17 protein-coding genes are annotated in these 18,400 nt (G+C 38.5%); 11 read left to right on the forward strand and 6 right to left on the reverse strand.

The window, feature by feature from the left end; translation table 11 throughout:
- Positions 1-8: 8 nt before the first annotated feature.
- From E6H07_11085 to E6H07_11095, 3 genes are all read right to left on the reverse strand, one after another.
- Positions 9-1,169, reverse strand: a complete 1,161-nt coding sequence (locus tag E6H07_11085; GenBank protein ID TMI66408.1) for an esterase — start codon at positions 1,167-1,169, stop codon at positions 9-11.
- A 470-nt stretch (positions 1,170-1,639) separates the two neighbouring features.
- Positions 1,640-1,957, reverse strand: a complete 318-nt coding sequence (locus tag E6H07_11090) for a hypothetical protein (GenBank protein ID TMI66409.1) — start codon at positions 1,955-1,957, stop codon at positions 1,640-1,642.
- Between the two features lie 373 nt (positions 1,958-2,330).
- Positions 2,331-2,798, reverse strand: a complete 468-nt coding sequence (locus tag E6H07_11095) for an Hsp20/alpha crystallin family protein (protein ID TMI66410.1) — start codon at positions 2,796-2,798, stop codon at positions 2,331-2,333.
- Positions 2,799-3,137: 339 nt separating this feature from the next.
- On the opposite strand from E6H07_11095, the gene E6H07_11100 reads away from it, so the two are divergent.
- The 7 genes from E6H07_11100 (at position 3,138) to E6H07_11130 (ending at position 8,054) form a co-directional block, all read left to right on the forward strand.
- Entirely contained in the window at positions 3,138-3,335 is a 198-nt protein-coding gene (locus E6H07_11100; GenBank protein TMI66411.1) for a hypothetical protein, read from the forward strand.
- A gap of 36 nt (positions 3,336-3,371) precedes the next feature.
- A complete protein-coding gene (locus E6H07_11105) occupies positions 3,372-3,611 on the forward strand; it encodes a hypothetical protein (GenBank protein ID TMI66412.1) in 240 nt (79 codons plus the stop codon).
- 252 nt (positions 3,612-3,863) lie between these two features.
- A complete protein-coding gene (locus E6H07_11110) occupies positions 3,864-4,313 on the forward strand; it encodes a response regulator (protein TMI66413.1) in 450 nt (149 codons plus the stop codon).
- A gap of 64 nt (positions 4,314-4,377) precedes the next feature.
- On the forward strand, positions 4,378-5,802 hold the full coding sequence (kaiC, locus tag E6H07_11115; GenBank protein ID TMI66414.1) for a circadian clock protein KaiC: 1,425 nt from the start codon (positions 4,378-4,380) through the stop codon (positions 5,800-5,802).
- Positions 5,803-5,809: 7 nt separating this feature from the next.
- On the forward strand, positions 5,810-6,106 hold the full coding sequence (locus E6H07_11120) for a circadian clock protein KaiB (GenBank protein ID TMI66526.1): 297 nt from the start codon (positions 5,810-5,812) through the stop codon (positions 6,104-6,106).
- Complete coding sequence (locus E6H07_11125) at positions 6,106-6,429, forward strand: circadian clock protein KaiB (protein TMI66415.1); 324 nt, start codon at positions 6,106-6,108, stop codon at positions 6,427-6,429. The genes E6H07_11120 and E6H07_11125 overlap by 1 nt, the downstream gene beginning before the upstream one ends.
- Positions 6,426-8,054, forward strand: a complete 1,629-nt coding sequence (locus tag E6H07_11130) for a PAS domain S-box protein (protein TMI66416.1) — start codon at positions 6,426-6,428, stop codon at positions 8,052-8,054. Before E6H07_11125 ends, E6H07_11130 begins: the two co-directional genes overlap by 4 nt.
- A 25-nt stretch (positions 8,055-8,079) precedes the next feature.
- Here E6H07_11130 and E6H07_11135 read toward each other — a convergent pair whose 3' ends face one another.
- The gene (locus E6H07_11135; GenBank protein TMI66417.1) at positions 8,080-8,598 is read right to left on the reverse strand and encodes a hypothetical protein; all 519 of its coding nucleotides are present in this window, start codon (positions 8,596-8,598) and stop codon (positions 8,080-8,082) included.
- Between the two features lie 227 nt (positions 8,599-8,825).
- Between E6H07_11135 and E6H07_11140 the strand changes: the two genes are divergently transcribed.
- The 4 genes from E6H07_11140 (at position 8,826) to E6H07_11155 (ending at position 12,779) form a co-directional block, all read left to right on the forward strand.
- Positions 8,826-9,515, forward strand: coding sequence for an SDR family NAD(P)-dependent oxidoreductase (locus tag E6H07_11140; GenBank protein TMI66418.1), 690 nt, complete (start codon positions 8,826-8,828; stop codon positions 9,513-9,515).
- Positions 9,516-9,664: 149 nt separating this feature from the next.
- Positions 9,665-10,528, forward strand: coding sequence for a helix-turn-helix transcriptional regulator (locus E6H07_11145; GenBank protein TMI66419.1), 864 nt, complete (start codon positions 9,665-9,667; stop codon positions 10,526-10,528).
- 99 nt (positions 10,529-10,627) lie between these two features.
- Positions 10,628-11,410, forward strand: coding sequence for a class I SAM-dependent methyltransferase (locus E6H07_11150; GenBank protein ID TMI66420.1), 783 nt, complete (start codon positions 10,628-10,630; stop codon positions 11,408-11,410).
- Between the two features lie 58 nt (positions 11,411-11,468).
- Entirely contained in the window at positions 11,469-12,779 is a 1,311-nt protein-coding gene (locus E6H07_11155) for a vanadium-dependent haloperoxidase (GenBank protein TMI66421.1), read from the forward strand.
- Positions 12,780-12,878: 99 nt separating this feature from the next.
- Here E6H07_11155 and E6H07_11160 read toward each other — a convergent pair whose 3' ends face one another.
- Together E6H07_11160 and E6H07_11165 are read right to left on the reverse strand one after the other, a co-directional pair.
- Positions 12,879-13,898, reverse strand: coding sequence for a type IX secretion system membrane protein PorP/SprF (locus tag E6H07_11160; protein ID TMI66422.1), 1,020 nt, complete (start codon positions 13,896-13,898; stop codon positions 12,879-12,881).
- 10 nt (positions 13,899-13,908) lie between these two features.
- The coding region (locus tag E6H07_11165) for a gliding motility-associated C-terminal domain-containing protein (GenBank protein TMI66423.1) at positions 13,909-18,400 on the reverse strand (4,492 nt) is incomplete at its 5' end.

Raw genomic sequence — 18,400 nt, forward strand, 5'->3', positions numbered from 1 at the left:
TGGCAATTTTAATGAAAGAGCAATTGTACGGTCTGTGTCACATAATTTTTTACATTCATCCAAGTATGTCCGCCGCCGGTAATAAGCGTTTTGTGATTAACATTTTTAGCTTTCAGGAAATCTATAAACTCCAGTGTTGGCTTATATAAAAAATCTTCGCTTCCCACACTTACCCACAGCAACTTCAATTCTTTATTAGTTCGTTCTGGATTTTCATATACATTTTTAAAGCTGCTTTCCATTTCGGGAGTCGATAGGTACGCACTATAACAACATATCCAGGAAAATTTATCCATATTGCCGAAGGCGGTCCTTAATGTTTGCCCACCGCCTCTAGAGAATCCGCCAATGGCACGGTTGTTTTTATTATTGATGGTGCGATAATTATTTTCAATGTAGGGGATCACTTTTGTGATCAAATCGGTTTCAAAGAGCTTTGCTCTTTTTACAGCATCCTCTCCATCTCTTGAAATAATATCTGCTGGTTTTGCTTTTCCTGTTTGTTCCGCTATTCTTGCCATTGGATTTCCGTAAGGCATCACGATGATCATCGGTTGTGCTTTTCCTTCGGCGATGAGGTTGTCAAGAATAAGGTTGGTGCGACCTACTTTAAAAAATGTTTCTTCTGTATCTGTTGTTCCGCTGATTAAATAAAAAACAGGATATTTTTTTGATGTTGCTTTGTCATAACTGGGTGGAGTATAAACTACCAATGAACCGGTTGACCCTTCCACTGATGGATAATATTCATAAGTAACACTACCATGTGGTACGTCTTTCATAGCATGTGCCAATGCAGTATCGCCGGGAATGTCTACAAGACTTGCTTTAAAACGTTCATTGGAAAAATAAGCTACATTGGCTGGGTCCATTACCGTTACACCATCTACCACGAAACTATAAGGATAAATGTCTGGCTTTACCGGCCCAACTGTTACACTCCAGATTCCAATTGAATCTTTTGTCATTGGAACCTGTGCAGATCCAAACTGGCTACCGCCAAGCAAAACTTGTTTAGCAAAAGGTGCCAGGTAACGAAATGTAATTTTTTTATCGGCCTGAACTTGCGGGGAGATAATGAATGGACCACGGGGCGGTTGGCTGACGGAAATATTGCTAACACAAAACATCATTCCTAAAAGAAAAATGTATACTTTTTTTTTATACATATGGCTTATACTGTGTTAATAATTGTTTATTCATTGTTAGTGTACAAATTGCCGTTGATCGGAACAGCAATTGATGTTACAATGAAGCAAAAAGCAATCGGGTTTAATTTTTAAGTTGTGCGAATAACAAGCATTCAATCAGTGCGACGAAATCACTATCAAAATAAATGTCATCTTTACACTTATTAGTATTAAAACTAATTATAAATAGCCAGAAAATTGTTCATAAAAACCCGGTGTAGGATTTTACAAAACGAAGCTTTTAAATTGTCAGAGGCAGCAGGAATGCCTGATAAGAATTTAGTGTAATATTTTTCTTACTTATAGAGACATAGTAAGAGGGTGTAGTGAGGATGATTTTTTTTATTCTTTTTAATTTTTAAGCTAATTCACTAAACTCAATCGTTCGAAAAAATTAAAGGTAACTATTATAAAAAGCCTTTCCCTTAAGGAAAGGCCCTTCGTTTAATTTACATTCCACCTGAGCCGGAATCTTGATCTTCATTACGGTCACCTTGGTCCTGACCAGATCCTTTTCTTCCACTACGATCCTGACCTTCACCCTGGTTACCTTGTGGTCCACCTTGATTGCGTTCGCCACCTTGATTGCGTTCGCCACCTTGGTTGCCTTGTTGTCCACCTTGATTGCGTTCGCCACCCTGGTTACCTTGTTGTCCGCCTTGATTGCGTTCGCCACCTTGGTTTCCTTGCTGTCCGCCTTGGTTACGGCCACCTTGATTTCCACCCTGGTTGCCGCTTTGCTGTTGTTTGTTACGATCGTCTGCCATAATTGTACATTTTATAGTTAATAAATAGAATTGCAAGCTTTAATTTTCTTTTGCTACACCAACTCAACAATTAATTCATAAACATTATTAATTGTTTGAAATGTTCAATACTTATTGCTCATTAAAAACGTGCCGATTTGATCAAAACATACAAAGGCCGGAAACTTGTGTGGCTTGAGTAAAAATTGCCTCAGACTAAAAAAGAGAATTAAACAGTGTTGTGCGAATGATGGTGGGTCATTTTTCAGAAGTATAAAACCGGATTAAACAATTCTCAAATCAAATAGTTTAAACTGTAAAAAATATTTTGTTTAGAATAGAAAATTTAAGCCGTTTTGCACTAAGCAAAACGGCTTAAAAAGGAAATCAAACTTTACTTCACATTGATCGTAAGTAAAGGTTGTTTAGCTTGTTCATTTTTAGGCAGTATTACCCGAAGAATACCATCTACATATTGAGCATCTATCTTAGTGGTATCAACTGTTTCATCGAGGGTGAATTGACGACTGAATGAACGTTGTATGTATTCATTGCGGACCCAACCGGCCTTTTCATCAGTGTGCTTTTTACTTTCGTTCTGGGTGAAAGAAACTTTGAGTTCGTTGTTTTGTACCTGTACTTTGAAGTTTTCCTTTTTACAACCTGGTGCAATAACATCTACCTCGTATTGTACATCTGTTTCGCGGACATTAACAGGTACGGCTTCTCTGCCGGTTATCTCACCAGTATTCCAAAAGTTACCGTCAAAAAACCTACTCAAGGTATTGTTGAAGATAGTATCGACAACATTACCCAAATCGTTTGCGTTTCTACCACTTGCTTTTTGAATTGTGTTTGTCATAATAACCTCCTTTTTATTTAATTGGTTTAAAAATAGATTACCAGATAAGAAATGGATTGTCTGTATCAGGCCATTCTTTTTTTTCACGTTTAAACAATTGGATGATCTTTCTCATAAATCATGTTTTAGAAAAATTTTGAACAAGCCCTATGCCGCTAGACGGTATTGGAAAAATCTGTCATTTTCACTGAAAAATTTTCAGACAAAACTGAAAAGAAGACATTTTCGGAGATAAACAATGTCGCTCATGTTGAGCATCCATGTGCAAAACTTGGCATCTTTTTTAATAGATAATGGAGAGTAGTCTTCCATTTTTAAGAGTACATTAAAAAATTAATGATGAATAAAGAATCAAAAAAGGATATCACCCAAAAAGGCGGTGTCACCGAAAAACAAGATAAAAATGCCGGCAGTGGTGCGTTCAACCAAGGTGCAAAGCAGGATCCGAAAATGAATGAGGGAGTGGCTGATGGAACGCCCAACCCTGATAAGGTTAGTAAGGAAAAAGAAAATCCAAGATCAGGTAAGGTTGGTTGACAAAGATTCAATGTGATCATAGTATAATTGGTTTCTATGGATGAAAATATTATAAAACTGGTCAGGGACTTAAATGATCTCGATCGGCAATTGGTAAAGGTGGAAGGTAAGATGATCAAGCCGAGCCAATGTTTCCGTTACGAAACAGATCCTTTCCATTTTATGTTTAATACTAATTGCCCCGAAGAACTAAAGCAACAAGTACAGTCCATCTTTGACAGGTACAAGTATATGCCTTCTCATAAAAATGATACATCATCCCAAAGAGTAAGATAAAGTGGCCCGCACGCAACGTACGTGACTGGCTCAATTCATGAACAAGGTTTAGCTGTTTTTAGCTTAATTTTGATATTCAATACTTAAAAACAGGGCTCGAATCTCATCCAAAAAAAAGTTTATACCCACACTTTATGCCTGAGGTTTTTGTTTTTAATGACTTCTTACATTGCTGTTTGAAGTCAGTCAAATTATATTAATAGTGCAACTTTGAAGGAGAAAAATATACTATTGTTCATTAACTTTAGCCGAATGAGAACAGACCAAATTAACTTGCTTCTTGCCGATGACGACATGGACGATTGTGATTTTTTCAAAGATGCATTGAACGACCTTTCTATTGCAACAAATCTAACACTCGTTCATAACGGAGTTGAACTCATGCAACTGCTAACTAAAAAAGAATTAGAACTTCCTCATGCACTTTACCTGGACTTCAACATGCCACGCAAAAATGGTTTCGAATGTTTAATTGAGATAAGATCGAATGAAAAATTAAAAGAACTTCCAATAATTATTTTTTCTACCTCGTTTGATAAAGAAGTTGTGGATCTGCTTTATGTAAATGGAGCAAATTATTATATAAGAAAGCCAGCTGAATTTTCAAACCTAAAAAAAGTAATTTTTAAATCACTCACACTAATTTTAGGAAACAATGATCAGCAACCTTTAAAAGAAAATTTCATTATCAATAGCATTTAACAATTGGATTTACTTTTATAACGAGATCAATACTAACGGTATATTTTAAAGACACTATTTATTTATGGCAAAGAAAAATACTAGTTTTCCTAAAACACCTACTGGCATAAACGGCCTGGATGAAATTACAAAAGGCGGTTTTCCAAAAGGTCGCCCTGTTCTTATTTGCGGCAGTGCCGGCTGTGGCAAAACTTTATTTGCCGCACAGTTTCTTGTAAAAGGAATTACTGATTACAACGAGCCTGGTGTATTTATGAGCTTTGAAGAAACTGCCAGCGACCTTTCACTAAATTTAAATTCATTAGGGTTTGACCTGGAAAAATTAAAATCAGAAAACAAGTTGCGTGTTGACCATGTACGCATCGAACGTTCGGAGATCGAAGAAACAGGAGAGTATGACCTGGAAGCACTTTTCATCCGGTTAAATCATGCCATTGATTCCGTCGGCGCAAAACGTGTAGTGCTCGATACCATCGAATCCATTTTTTCAGGAATGGAAGACATGGCAATTCTCCGTTCTGAAATACGCAGGCTGTTTGCCTGGCTGAAGGAAAAAGGAGTAACAGCAATAATAACAGGTGAACGTGGCGAAAAATCTTTAACGCGGCATGGATTGGAAGAATATGTTTCTGATTGTGTGATCCTGCTTGACTTCCGCGTGATAGACCAGATAGCTACCCGCAGGTTGCGTATTGTTAAATACCGTGGCAGCACTCACGGTACTAATGAGTATCCTTTTCTTATTGACGAAACTGGAATTTCAGTTATTCCCATTACATCTCTGCAATTAGACTACAAATCACCTACAACAATAATTTCTACAGGGCTACCGGCATTGGATAAATTTTTTTCAGGCAAGGGAATTTATAAAGCAAGCAGCACATTAATTACAGGTACGGCAGGTACGGCAAAAACAATTCTTGCTTCTCATTTTGCCATGAGCAGTTACAAACGTAAAGAGCCTGTTTTATATTTTTCTTTCGAAGAATCGCCTGACCAATTGATCAGGAATATTGCGTCAATAGGCATTAATTTTAAACCTGCAATTAGATCAAAGCTCCTCCATATACATGCATCACGACCGTCACTGCAGGGTTTGGAAATGCACTTGCTGGTGATGAATAAACTGATGGCGGAATTTAAGCCACGTACCGTAATTGTTGACCCTATCAGCAGTTTAATTACTGTCGGCAACAGCAGCGAAGTCAGGGCTATGTTAGTACGCCTGATGGACACGTTGAAAATGAATGAGATCAATGCTGTGTTTACTTCACTTACCCATTATAAAAGTGAATTTAATGATGCAACGGTAGATGCAGTTTCTTCCCTTGCCGATACCTGGATAGATTTGGATAATGGTCAAAAAAACGATGAACGGGTGCGAAGTTTGCAGATAATAAAAGCACGGGGTATGGGACATGCGATGAGCCTGCAAAATTTTACTATCACCAATAAAGGGATTCAATTTATTAGCAATGGCAAAAAGTAAGGATACAATGGCAAAACAAAAGAAATGGGAACTGCGTTTATATATAGCAGGGCAAACACCTAAATCAACGCTGGCATTAAAAAATATTACTCGTTATTGCGAAGAACATTTAGAAGGTGAGTATACCATCGAGGTAATTGACCTTTTAAAAAACCCGCAACTTGCCGAAGGTGACCAGATATTTGCCATTCCCACTTTGGTGAGAAAATTACCCGTACCCATCAGGAAAATAATTGGCGATTTGTCTAATGAAGAAAAAGTATTGGTTGGTTTAAACATCCGTACATTAAAAACTCAAAACTGATGGCAAAGAAAAAAGGACCCTCTCCGGATATAATTATTGAAGGTAAACTAGTGTTACAATTATACGTATCGGGGATGTCGCCAAAATCAGTGGAAGCCATTCAAAACATAAAACAACTTTGCGATGAATATTTAAAGGATGCATTTGAGTTAGAGATAATAGATATCTACAAAAACCCTGAGCTTGCCTCGGAACAAAGTATTGTATTCAGTCCCTCACTCATCAAGCAATTACCACTGCCGAAAAAAGTTTTAATAGGAACTCTAAAAGACAGTGAGAAAGTAATTAAGGCCCTTGGGATCACTTTCAGAAATGCAGTATGAAAAAAGAATTGACAATTGAGGAATTGCAATTGCAAAATGCAGAGCTTATCAATCGTCTTGAGGAAGCGGAGCAGCTTATTGAAGCCATTAAAGCAGGAGAAGTAGATGCTTTTGCCCTTAACAGGAATAACCAACCGGAAATATTTACACTGCAAAGTGGTGACTACGGCTACCGTATGCTGGTAGAAAATATTAATGAAGGCGCTGTCACATTAGCAGAAGATGGTCTCATAGTTTATACCAATAATTATTTTCATGAACTTCTGGGCATTTCTTACGAGGATGTTATTGGCAACACTGTTTTTAATTTTATTCATCCCGATTCAAAAGAAACTTTCAACGAACTTTTCAAAAAAGGATTGGAAGAAAAAAGTAAGGGAGAAATTAACCTGGTTGCCGGAGATAAAATTATTTGTGCCTATGTTTCACTCACTTCATTATTTCCTACACTTCAAACAGTAGGAATGATCGTGACCGATCTTACCGAAAAGAAAAACCAGGAAGAAGCTTTGCGGTTAAGTGAGGAAAAATTCAACAAACTTTTTTCATCTGCCCCATTGGGTCTTGGTCTATCTGAAATTTCTACAGGCAGGCTGGTAGATGTGAATCAAACGTTGCTTGATATGATCGGGTACACAAGGGATGAATACATCGGTAAAACCTCGCTGGAATTAGACATTATGACAAAAAGTGGCAGGGACAAAGTTGTAGAGCAAGTCTCCAAAAATGGGTTTGTAAGAAACTTAGAAATTAACCTTCGCACAAAATCAGGAAAAATAATTCCCGTTCTCAATTCTATCGAAACCATTACTATCAATGATAAAAAATATTTCCTGGGTGCCATGGTTGATATTACACAACGCAAGGACACAGAGAAAGAAATAGAGCAGAAAAACACCGACCTGGAAAAAATGAACATAGAGCTCCAATCGTTTGCCTACATTTCCAGTCATGACATGCAAGAACCGTTACGTAAAATTCAAATCTTTGCTACACGTATCATCGAAAAAGAAGTGGATAATCTATCCGAAAATGCAAAAGAACAATTTCAAAAGATGCAAAACGCAGCAAAGCGGATGCAAACTTTAATAGAAGATCTCCTTGCTTATTCACGAGCCAAAACATCTGAACGGCATTTTGAAAAAACTGACCTCAATAAAATTATTGAAGTAGTAAAAGATGATCTAAAGGAAGAACTAAAAGAAAAACAAGCCACTATTGAAGTTGCAAAATTATGTAATGCAGAAGTGATCCCATTCCAATTTCGGCAAATGATGCACAACCTGATTGGTAACTCACTCAAATTTTCACTTCCCGATCAACCACCACATATCAAAATAGAAAGTCAAATTGTCAAAGGGATAAAGCTCAACAATGAAAAACTTTCACCTGAAGTTAAGTATTGTCATATCTCTATTACTGATAACGGCATTGGTTTTGAACCCGAGTTCAAAGAAAAAATATTTGAAGTATTCCAACGCCTGCATCGCAAGGATCAATATAAGGGCACGGGCATAGGGCTTGCCATCGTTAAAAAAATTGTTGAGAATCACAACGGAGAAATTACTGCCGAAAGTGAAGTGGGTAAAGGGGCGAGGTTCAATATTTTTCTTCCTGCAACTTAAAAACAAGGCGAGATATAATGCTTACCTAGAAGAAGACACCCAGGTTAAGAACAATTCCCTCTAAGCGATCTTTAATATAATCGTTGCTGCCGACGGTAGTTACAAAAGTTGCGTTTACATATTTAATGGATAAATTCATATGTGATTTGCTATCCATTATTCCCGCCCCGGCTTCTGCCAAAAAACCACCCTTACTATATGTTGTCGAAGCAAGCTGTTTATTTCTTATTCCATAACCGGCAGACAGATCGATATATGGGCGGATCCTTTCTTTTGCATCGGTAGGAGAGACTTTGAAATTTCCAGTAAGAGGAAAATAAACACCTTCCATTTCTCTTAAATGGGTTACGCCTATTTGTAATCCCATATAAAGATGATTAACTACCGTTGTGCCTAAAACAAATTCAATACCCGGATTTAAACTATTGTCTTTAAAAAACATATTAGTGGCAGACATAAAAATGGCTGATGGATCCTTTTTTTCAGTTTGTCCATTACATATTGATGTAGTGAAAAAAAAGGAGATATAAAATAGAGGTTTCATTATTAGGTTTTATGGTTCTCTTAAATAAGAATTTCCGTAATTAAAGATGGCAGAATCTCCCTACTCTTTTGAAGAAATATACTTTTCGTCCGCCCCGGGTATTCGCAGTTAGTCTTAAACAAATATAATGAATAATAAAGCGAGATTTCGGGAGTGAGCAATTTGAACGTCCTTCTGCGACTGATAAAAGACGCTTGTTTTACGTAAATTGAAGAAAATTAACAGAAATGAAAACCGCAATTGTGACCGGGGCATCAGGTAATCTTGGGCAGGCAGTGGTTAAAAAATTTATTGACGAAGGTTTTAAAGTTATTGGTACGGTTGTTCCTAATGATCCGGTGCAAATGGATTTTTCGGCTGAGCATTTTGAAAAAGTAGTGGTTGATCTGATGAATGAAGACAATTCAGCAAAATTTGTGGGAGATATAATTTCAAAGCATGGTTCAGTTGATGCTGCGGTTTTAACAGTGGGTGGATTTGCAATGGGTAAAATTGCAGATACAAAAACAGCGGATATCAATAAGCAGTATAAACTGAATTTTGAAACAACATACAATGTAGCCCAACCTGTATTTGTGCAAATGATGCAACAAAACAGCGGAAGAATTTTTATTATTGGCTCCAAACCCGGATTAAGCGCAACAAACGGAAAAGGGATGGCAGCTTACAGTTTGGGTAAATCACTTATTTTCCGTTTGGCAGAACTGATGAATGATGAAGCAAAGGGACATAATGTAGTAACCAGCGTAGTTGTTCCCAGTACAATTGATACTCCTCAAAATCGAAAATCAATGCCCGATTCAGACCCATCCAAATGGGTGAAACCGGAAGCGATCGCTGATATTATATATTTCCATTGCACAGAAGCTGCAGCCGTTTTGCGAGAACCGGTAATTAAGGTTTATAATAACGCATAGTCTTTCTGATACGATTCCTGAAATTTCTTTATAGAATTTTAGCCAACCTGAGTAGAAATCATTTCTACTTTAGTGAATAGCCTGTCTGCTTTAGTGCTGTTTTGCACAATCTCCTGTATGTGATAGTAGTTTTGTTGTAAATATTTCTTATGTATAGCTTATACAGCAAAATTATGAGTGATCCTAGTTACTTCAAACAGTTAAGTGTTGGTGAAAAGTTGATTGCCATGTTTAACTGTCCGCTCGAGTCTAAGTTCGCTGATACCTGGAGCCATCATAACTATATCATCTATGTGATAGAGGGCCGAAAGATCTGGCATACTTCTCATGGGTCTTATGATCTAAGAAAAAACAGTTGTGTGCTGGTAAGAAAAGGTGCTTGTATTGTTGAGCAATTTTTTGATACTTCATTTTGCCTGGTTATATTTTTTCTGCCAGACGAGTTTATTTGTGATGTGTTAAAAACAAAAAAGACGCCTATATATAAACACGGAAAAAAATTTGAACCTGTTATTTCTATTGATAACAATCCTCCAGTTGAAGCCTTCTTTCATTCCATGATCCCCTATTTTAATACTAATCAACAGCCCGATCAGTCATTATTGGAATTAAAATTCAGAGAATTAGTGCTGACGCTTGCTGATAATCCGAAGAATGCAGAACTATTATCTTATTTCTGTTCACTGTTGCACGAGCCACAAACAATATCCTTGCAAAGAGTAATGGAAGAAAATTACTGTTTCAATTTAAAACTGGAAGAGTTTGCCAAACTCTGCAACCGCAGTTTATCTGCATTCAAAAGAGATTTCCAAAAAATATTTGATACTACTCCCGGTAAATGGCTGATGGAAAAACGACTTCACCAGGCAATGCACCTGCTTACGAATCTTAAAAAAACTGTTTCCGAAGTTTCATTTGAAGCAGGTTTTGAAAACTCCTCGCATTTCAGCCGTGCATTCCGCCAGTATTTTGGCTTTAGTCCTGCAAATGCAAGATTACAAACAGCAGTCTGAACTTCACAGTCAAATAACTGAACGTTTCAGCAAAGTCTTTCTGTAAGCATGCAAATAGTTTTGTGCTGTTAACCATTTAATCATTTAAATCTTATTTGTATGAGTACAAAAGAAGTACAGGGAAGATTGTGGAGCGTTGCACCGCAATACTGGTCAAAATTTTTTGAACCATTCTTTCTTCCTCTTTACAAAAAAACAATTGAGCAACTTCAGTTGGATGAAAACAAGTTGTTGCTGGATGCAGGTTGCGGCTCCGGCTTATTCAGTCACATGGTCATTAATACAGGAGCACAGTTGATCGGTGTTGATGCAGCACCGGGTTTGCTCGAACTAGCCCGTGAAAGAAATCCGCAAAACAGTTTTTTGGAAGAAGATCTTGAGGCATTGCCTTTTGCATCAGACAGTTTTCATGTGGTTGCTGGATTTAATTCATTTCAGTACGCCGGAAATTTTACCGGTGCACTGGCGGAAGCCAAACGTGTCTTAAAAAAAGGAGGCCGTTTGGTGATCGGTATCTGGGATAAACCTGAGATGAGTGACGCCACAAATATTTTAAAAGCAATTGGTTCTTTATTACCTCCACCGCCGCCGGGCACACCGGGTCCATTCGCTTTATCAGAAGATGGAAAAATTGAAAGCATTTGCGATTCACTGGAATTAAAAATGCTTTACAAAACCAAAGTGAGCTGTCCATTTTTGTATTACAGCCTTAATGATGGTATCAGGAGCTTTCTCGGTACGGGGCCTGCAGCAGCAGCAATGAATTTTGCCAGCGAAAAGCAGGTACAGCAAGTAATTGCAAACGCATTACAGCCCTATCATCTCACGGAGGAATTGTATCATCTTCAAAACAGTTTCTTATTATTTATTGTTGAAAAATAAACCATTAACAAAAACCGTCTGCTAAAGGCAGGCATTAAACTTTAAATTTTAAACGATCATGAAAAAGATTTTCTTTATTCTTACTATCCTGGCATCAATTTTTGCTGCCTGTAACAAATCCGTTGTACCTGTAGTTAAATCACAATTTCAGGAACAATCATCTGAGTTAATTATTGACTGGACAAATGTTCAACTTCGTCTTATAAGAAATACAACAGGGGTTACTCATCCTGCTTATTCAAGACATTTTTCTTATACAGGTATTGCTATCTATGAATCATTGGTACATGGAGATAATAAAAAGATAAGTATTGCCCCGTTGCTAAATGGATCTGTGCATTTACCGGCACCACCATCTGCCAATCATGTCTACTTTCCTATTTCAGCCAATGCCGCATTTGCAAGTATGTTCCGGTTTTTTTATTCGGCGAAGGAAGCTAACCTGCAGATCATTGATTCAATTGAACAGGCATACAAAACCAGGTACACAAATGAAATAGGTAGCAATTTTGATGTTGACAGATCAATTCAGTATGGAAAAGATATAGCTGCTGCAGTGATTGAATTGAGTAAACAGGACGGCGCATCTAATGCATCTATTCCTTATACACCATTAGGCGTAGGATATTGGGAAGCCACACCTCCGGCATTTGGAGTTCCAGCAGTACCGGGTTGGGGAAATAACAGAACTATTTTGCCTGGCAGTATCAGCAATACGACACCTGCTGCACCGCTTGCATTTTCAAAAGATGCTGGTACACCCTTTTATAATATGGTTAAGGAAGTATATGATGTTTCGCAATCGCTTACTGATGAACAAAAAATAATTGCAAACTTTTGGGATGATCTGCCAAACGGGAAATACATATCCGCTTTCGGACATTGGTTTAATATTCTGAAGCAGATCTTGCAGAATGAAAATACATCACTCATGAAAGGGGCTGATGCATATCTACGCCTCGGCATTACTATGAATGAATCAACGATCAGTTGCTGGAAATCGAAATATACATTCCACCAGTTGCGACCGATTACGTATATAAGAAAGTATATGGGCAATGCAGGATGGAATTCTTTTATCGGGACTCCGGCCCATCCTGAATACCTCGCTGCGCATGCAACTATTTCTTCATCTGCTGCATATGCATTGGAATCAGTATTTGGGAAAAATTATTTATTTGCAGATCATACTTATGAAAGCATTGGAATGCCTGTAAGAAACTATAACAGTATTGAAGCCGCAGGTTTAGAAGCAGGCATGTCAAGATTGTATGGGGGCATTCACTATCGTCAATCGATCGATGCTGGTAAAATATGTGGAAATAAAGTAGGGGAGAATGTAAAAACGATTTTAAGGACGGATAAATAAGCAGGTAATAAGGTTTGGTTTCAGAAACGGCTATGAACTATTTCATGGCCGGTTTCTTTTTATTATTTGAAAATTTTTATAATCAAAAACCTGTTGAATTTATTTCCATGGGCATGGAATAACATAAGATGGTTTGTTCCTTCCTCTGAGTATAAATGATACTTCGTAAGTATTCGGCTTGTTAGCAGCATCATTCAATTTAGAGATGGTAGCATCATAGCTTATTCCAAACTGGAAATCTTTATACGTTAAACCGAAATAAGGTATCACCGCATTTTTTGACCAATACCATAAACCGCCATTGAGCATTATATCCGGGTTGCTCGGTAGAAAATAACCCAGGGCTCCCCCGACAGAATAGTACTGCGCAGTTGATTGTTTTTGAAAAATAGTATTGAAACTTAGTACTGTATTCTCAGTAATATAGGTTTCAAAATTTGCATGTGCCACATACCTGATCGGTAGAATTTGCTGGTCGTCTTGCAAAAAAGTTTGTTTAGGACGGTTTACATGAAAAGCAGCGCCACCAATATCAATATTTGTTTTTTCAGAAACGATACTGTAGAGCAAACCGGTGCTGACTGAGACATAAGCTTTCATATTGGATAAACTCGTTTCTCCATGTGGCAGGTTTGTATTAAATCCATAACCGGTAAACTGTTCTTCGAAATCAACACCGCTGAAATCAATTTTACGCTGACCGAATATAGCTCCGAAACCTGCACCCAGTTTGTGTTTTACATCACCATTACTAAGTTTAATACGATAAGAGAAATTCGTAGATGCATAGGAGCTTTTTACAACACCACCCATAGCTTTATCATACATCATCATGATCCCTGCGCCAGCTACATTTCCTTCTTCCACACCGGTATATCTTTTATTAAATATTTTGGTATCAAAAGAAGCAGTGCCGGTTGCATAAGGACTTGCAGGTCCGAGCCACTGATCACGGAAATTGGCAATAGCTCTCCAGTCTGCATTGATATGTGCAGTTAACGCGGGGTTTACATTTAATGGCGACGAAAAGAACTGCGAGAAACTCGGGTCCTGAGCTGTTAATTGAGTCGTCGTCATCAACATGCCTGCAATCATTAAAATTTTGTTCAGTGCTTTCATAAAAAATGTTTTACCTGATTAAAACAGCACTACCTGCTTTTTGATATTTTTTTCCATCCTCACCAAGAGCTTCCAGTGTCCATGTATATACATCCATCACTTGTGGTTGTCCTTTGAAAATTCCATCCCATCCGTTACCGATAATATTTGTTTCAAATACCAATTGTCCCCAACGGTTAAATACCCTGAAGAATTTAAGTTCTTTAATGTTTACTGTTAAAGGCTTCAGGTAATCATTATGCCCGTCTTTGTTTGGTGTCCATGCTTTAGGTACAAAAATGTCGGAACGAATATTTGCCGGTGGTGGTATGATCAGAGTTCTTTTAACAAGCACTGTATCAACAGTCGTACAACCATTACTGCCTGTAATAGCCACAGTATATTCTGTTTCGCGGTCACTATTAAAGATCGTATGTCGCGTCGTTATAGAACTTAATCCTACCGGCGGTGACCACAGATAACTTACTCCAAAGTCCCTTGCGTCAATATCTAAATTGGTGCCTATTGGCGCTTCTAACGTAGGATAACGGATACCGGGAATAAGCGAATGTACCAGCACATTCACTGCTACAGGTCTGGTAGAGAAGCAAGAATTTACTCCTAATGCCCTGATATAGTATGTACCGGATTGAGCAATAGCCTGCGGATTCGGCAGCGGAATTGTTGCCAATGAATCCAGCCAGAAAGTAAGGATCAATCCCGGTTCACTGCCGGCGATTATTGATGGCCTTGTCAGATCGATCGTTGCAGGTGCACAAACTGCCTGCGGTTGGTTGATAAGTAGAACCGGAGTAGGTTTTACAAAGAGTCCTAATGTTGCCAGGGAATCGCAGCCAACAGAGTTCTGCAGTGTAACCGTATAAGTTCCGGCTGCCGGATATGAGTTACCATTCCATAGATACGGAAGGAAGTTTGCACAGATCGTATCACGGGTAAGAGATGTGGTTACCAGTTTGACAACAAGGTTAAGTGTTGCAATGGAGTCGCATCCTCTTGAATTTGTAAGTGTAACGGAATAGGTACCGGCACTATTATAAGCATTATTGTTCCATAGATACGGCAACTGGTTAGAACAAACCGTATCTCTTGTAAGCGATGTGGTAACAGGATTTATGATAAGATTCAATGTGGCTACTGTATCACATCCACCTGTTGTACCTGGCAGCGTATCAATAAATGTTCCCGCCGTATTATACGGATTGCCGTTCCAGATAAATGGTAGCTGGTTAGAGCATACAGCAGCATTGGTTGTTGATGTAAGTAATGGATTAATTACAAAATTGAGTGTTGCTATCGTGTCACAACCACCCGTTGTACTTGGTAATGTGTCAATATAAGTTCCTGCAGTGCTATATAGATTGCCGTTCCATATATATGGTAACTGGTTAGCACAGACTGCTGCGTTAGTTGTTGATGTAATTAACGGGGTAATTACAAGATTTAAAGTTGCTATTGTGTCACAACCGCCGGTTGTGACAAGTAAAGTATCTATATAAGTGCCTGCTGTATTATACGGATTGCCGTTCCATATATATGGTAACTGATTGGCACAGATATTCGCATTGGTGATTGTGGTAATAAGTGGTGTAATTACAAGGTTCAGTGTTGCTACTGTATCGCAACCGCCGGTTGTGCTTGATAATGTATCAATATAAGTTCCCGCTATATTATATGGGTTGCCGTTCCACATGTATGGTAATTGATTAGCACAAACAGCAGCATTGGTTATTGTGGTTAACAATGGTGTAATTGTTAAGTTCAACGTTGTTACTGTATCACATCCTCCGGTTGTACTTGGTAAAGTATCAATATAAGTTCCTGCTGTGTTATATGGGTTACCGTTCCAGATATATGGCAATTGGTTGGCACAGATATTCGCATTGGTGATTGTGGTAATAAGCGGTGTAATTACAAGGTTCAGTGTAGCTACGGTATCGCAACCACCTGTTGTGCTTGATAATGTATCAATATAAGTTCCCGCTGTATTATATGGATTACCGTTCCATATATATGGTAGCTGATTAGCGCAGACCGTAGCGTTTGTTGTTGATGTAATTAACGGGGTAATTACAAGATTTAGAGTTGCTACTGTGTCACAACCGCCGGTTGTGCTTGATAATGTATCAATATAAGTTCCTGGTAAACTAATTGGATTACCATACCAGATATAAGGTAATTGATTTGCACAAATCGCAGTGTTTGTTATCGATGTCAGTAATGGCATGACAATTAGGTTCAACCTGATAGTATCGGTACAGATACCATTTACAAAAGTATAATCATGTGTACCACTGGCAGTATAGGTTTGACCGGTACGTGGCCATGTATAACTGTTACATGCGGTAACTGTTGTATCGGTGCGGTTACCATTGGTGATAGTTAAGAATAACCTTATCGTATCAGTACAGATACCATTAGCAAAAGTATAATCATGCGTACCGCTGGCAGTATAGGTTTGACCGGTACGTGGCCATGTATAACTGTTACATGCGGTAACTGTTGTATCAGTACGGTTACCATTAGTAATGGTTAAGAATAACCTTATCGTATCGGTACAGATACCATTAGCAAAAGTATAATCATGCGTACCGCTGGCAGTATAGGTTTGACCGGTACGTGGCCAGGTATAGCTGTTACATGCAGTAACTGTTGTATCAGTACGGTTACCATTAGTAATGGTTAAGAATAACCTGATCGTATCGGTACAGATACCATTTACAAAAGTATAATCATGTGTACCGCTGGCAGTATAGGTTTGACCGGTACGTGGCCATGTATAACTGTTACATGCGGTAACTGTTGTATCAGTACGGTTGCCATTGGTGATAGTCAGCAGCAACCTGATTGTATCGGTACAGATACCATTTACAAAAGTATAATCATGCGTACCGCTGGCAGTATAGGTTTGACCGGTACGAGGCCAGGTATAACTGTTACATGCGGTAACTGTTGTATCAGTACGGTTGCCATTGGTGATAGTTAAGAATAACCTTATCGTATCAGTACAGATACCATTAGCAAAAGTATAATCATGCGTACCGCTGGCAGTATAGGTTTGACCGGTACGTGGCCATGTATAACTGTTACATGCGGTAACTGTTGTATCAGTACGGTTGCCATTGGTGATAGTTAAGAATAACCTGATCGTATCGGTACAGATACCATTTACAAAAGTATAATCATGTGTACCGCTGGCAGTATAGGTTTGACCGGTACGTGGCCATGTATAACTGTTACATGCGGTAACTGTTGTATCAGTACGGTTACCATTAGTAATGGTGAGTAGCAATCTTACCGTATCGGTACAGATACCATTCGGGAATGTATAGATATAAGTACCGCTGGTAGTATAGGTTTGACCGGTACGTGGCCAGGTATAGCTGTTACATGCAGTAACTGTTGTATCAGTACGGTTACCATTAGTAATGGTTAAGAATAACCTTATCGTATCGGTACAGATACCATTTACAAAAGTATAATCATGTGTACCGCTGGTAGTATAGGTTTGACCGGTACGTGGCCATGTATAACTGTTACATGCGGTAACTGTTGTATCAGTACGGTTACCATTGGTGATGGAAAGATTAAGTGTTGCCACGGTATCACAACCACCGGATGTATTAATTAATGTATCTATATAAGTACCCGCGGTATTAATCGGGTTGCCATTCCATATAAATGGCAACTGGTTATTACATACTGTTGTGTCGAGTGTTGAAGTTAATAATGGAACCGCTGTTACGTTGATCGTTCTTGCTGTATCACAACCACCCGTTGTACTTGCTACGGTATCTATTAATATACCTGGTCCATTAAATACATGACCAAATATTGTTGCCGGGAAGTCGTTAGCACATACTGTTGCACTAACTGCTGTAGTTAACAGCGGCGCTGTTGTTATTGTGATCGTTCTTGCTGTATCGCAACCTCCGGTTGTACTTGCTACGGTATCTATTAATATACCTGGGCCATTAAATACATGACCGAATATTGTTGCCGGATACCTGCATACTGTTGCACTAACTGCTGTAGTTAACAGCGGTGCTGTTGTTATTGTGATCGTTCTTGCTGTATCGCAACCTCCGGTTGTACTTGCTACGGTATCTATTAATATAGCTGGTCCATTAAACACATGACCGAATATTGTTGCCGGGAAGTCGTTAGCACATACTGTTGCACTAACTGTTGTAGTTAACAGTGGAGCTGTTGTTATTGTGATCGTTCTTGCTGTATCACAACCACCCGTTGTACTTGCTACTGTATCTATTAATGTACCTGGTCCATTAAACTCATGTCCATATATTGTTGCCGGGAAGTCGTTAGCACATACTGTTGCACTAACTGTTGTAGTTAACAGCGGCGCTGTTGTTATCGTAATGGTTCTTGCTGTATCGCAACCACCGGTTGTACTTGCTACGGTATCTATAAGTGTGCCCGGAGCATTAAACACATGACCGAATATAGTTGCCGGATATGCGCTGGCACATACTGTTGCACTAACT

It is taken from the genome of Bacteroidota bacterium (genome assembly GCA_005882315.1).
In the GTDB taxonomy this organism is placed as follows: Bacteria; Bacteroidota; Bacteroidia; order Chitinophagales; family Chitinophagaceae; genus VBAR01.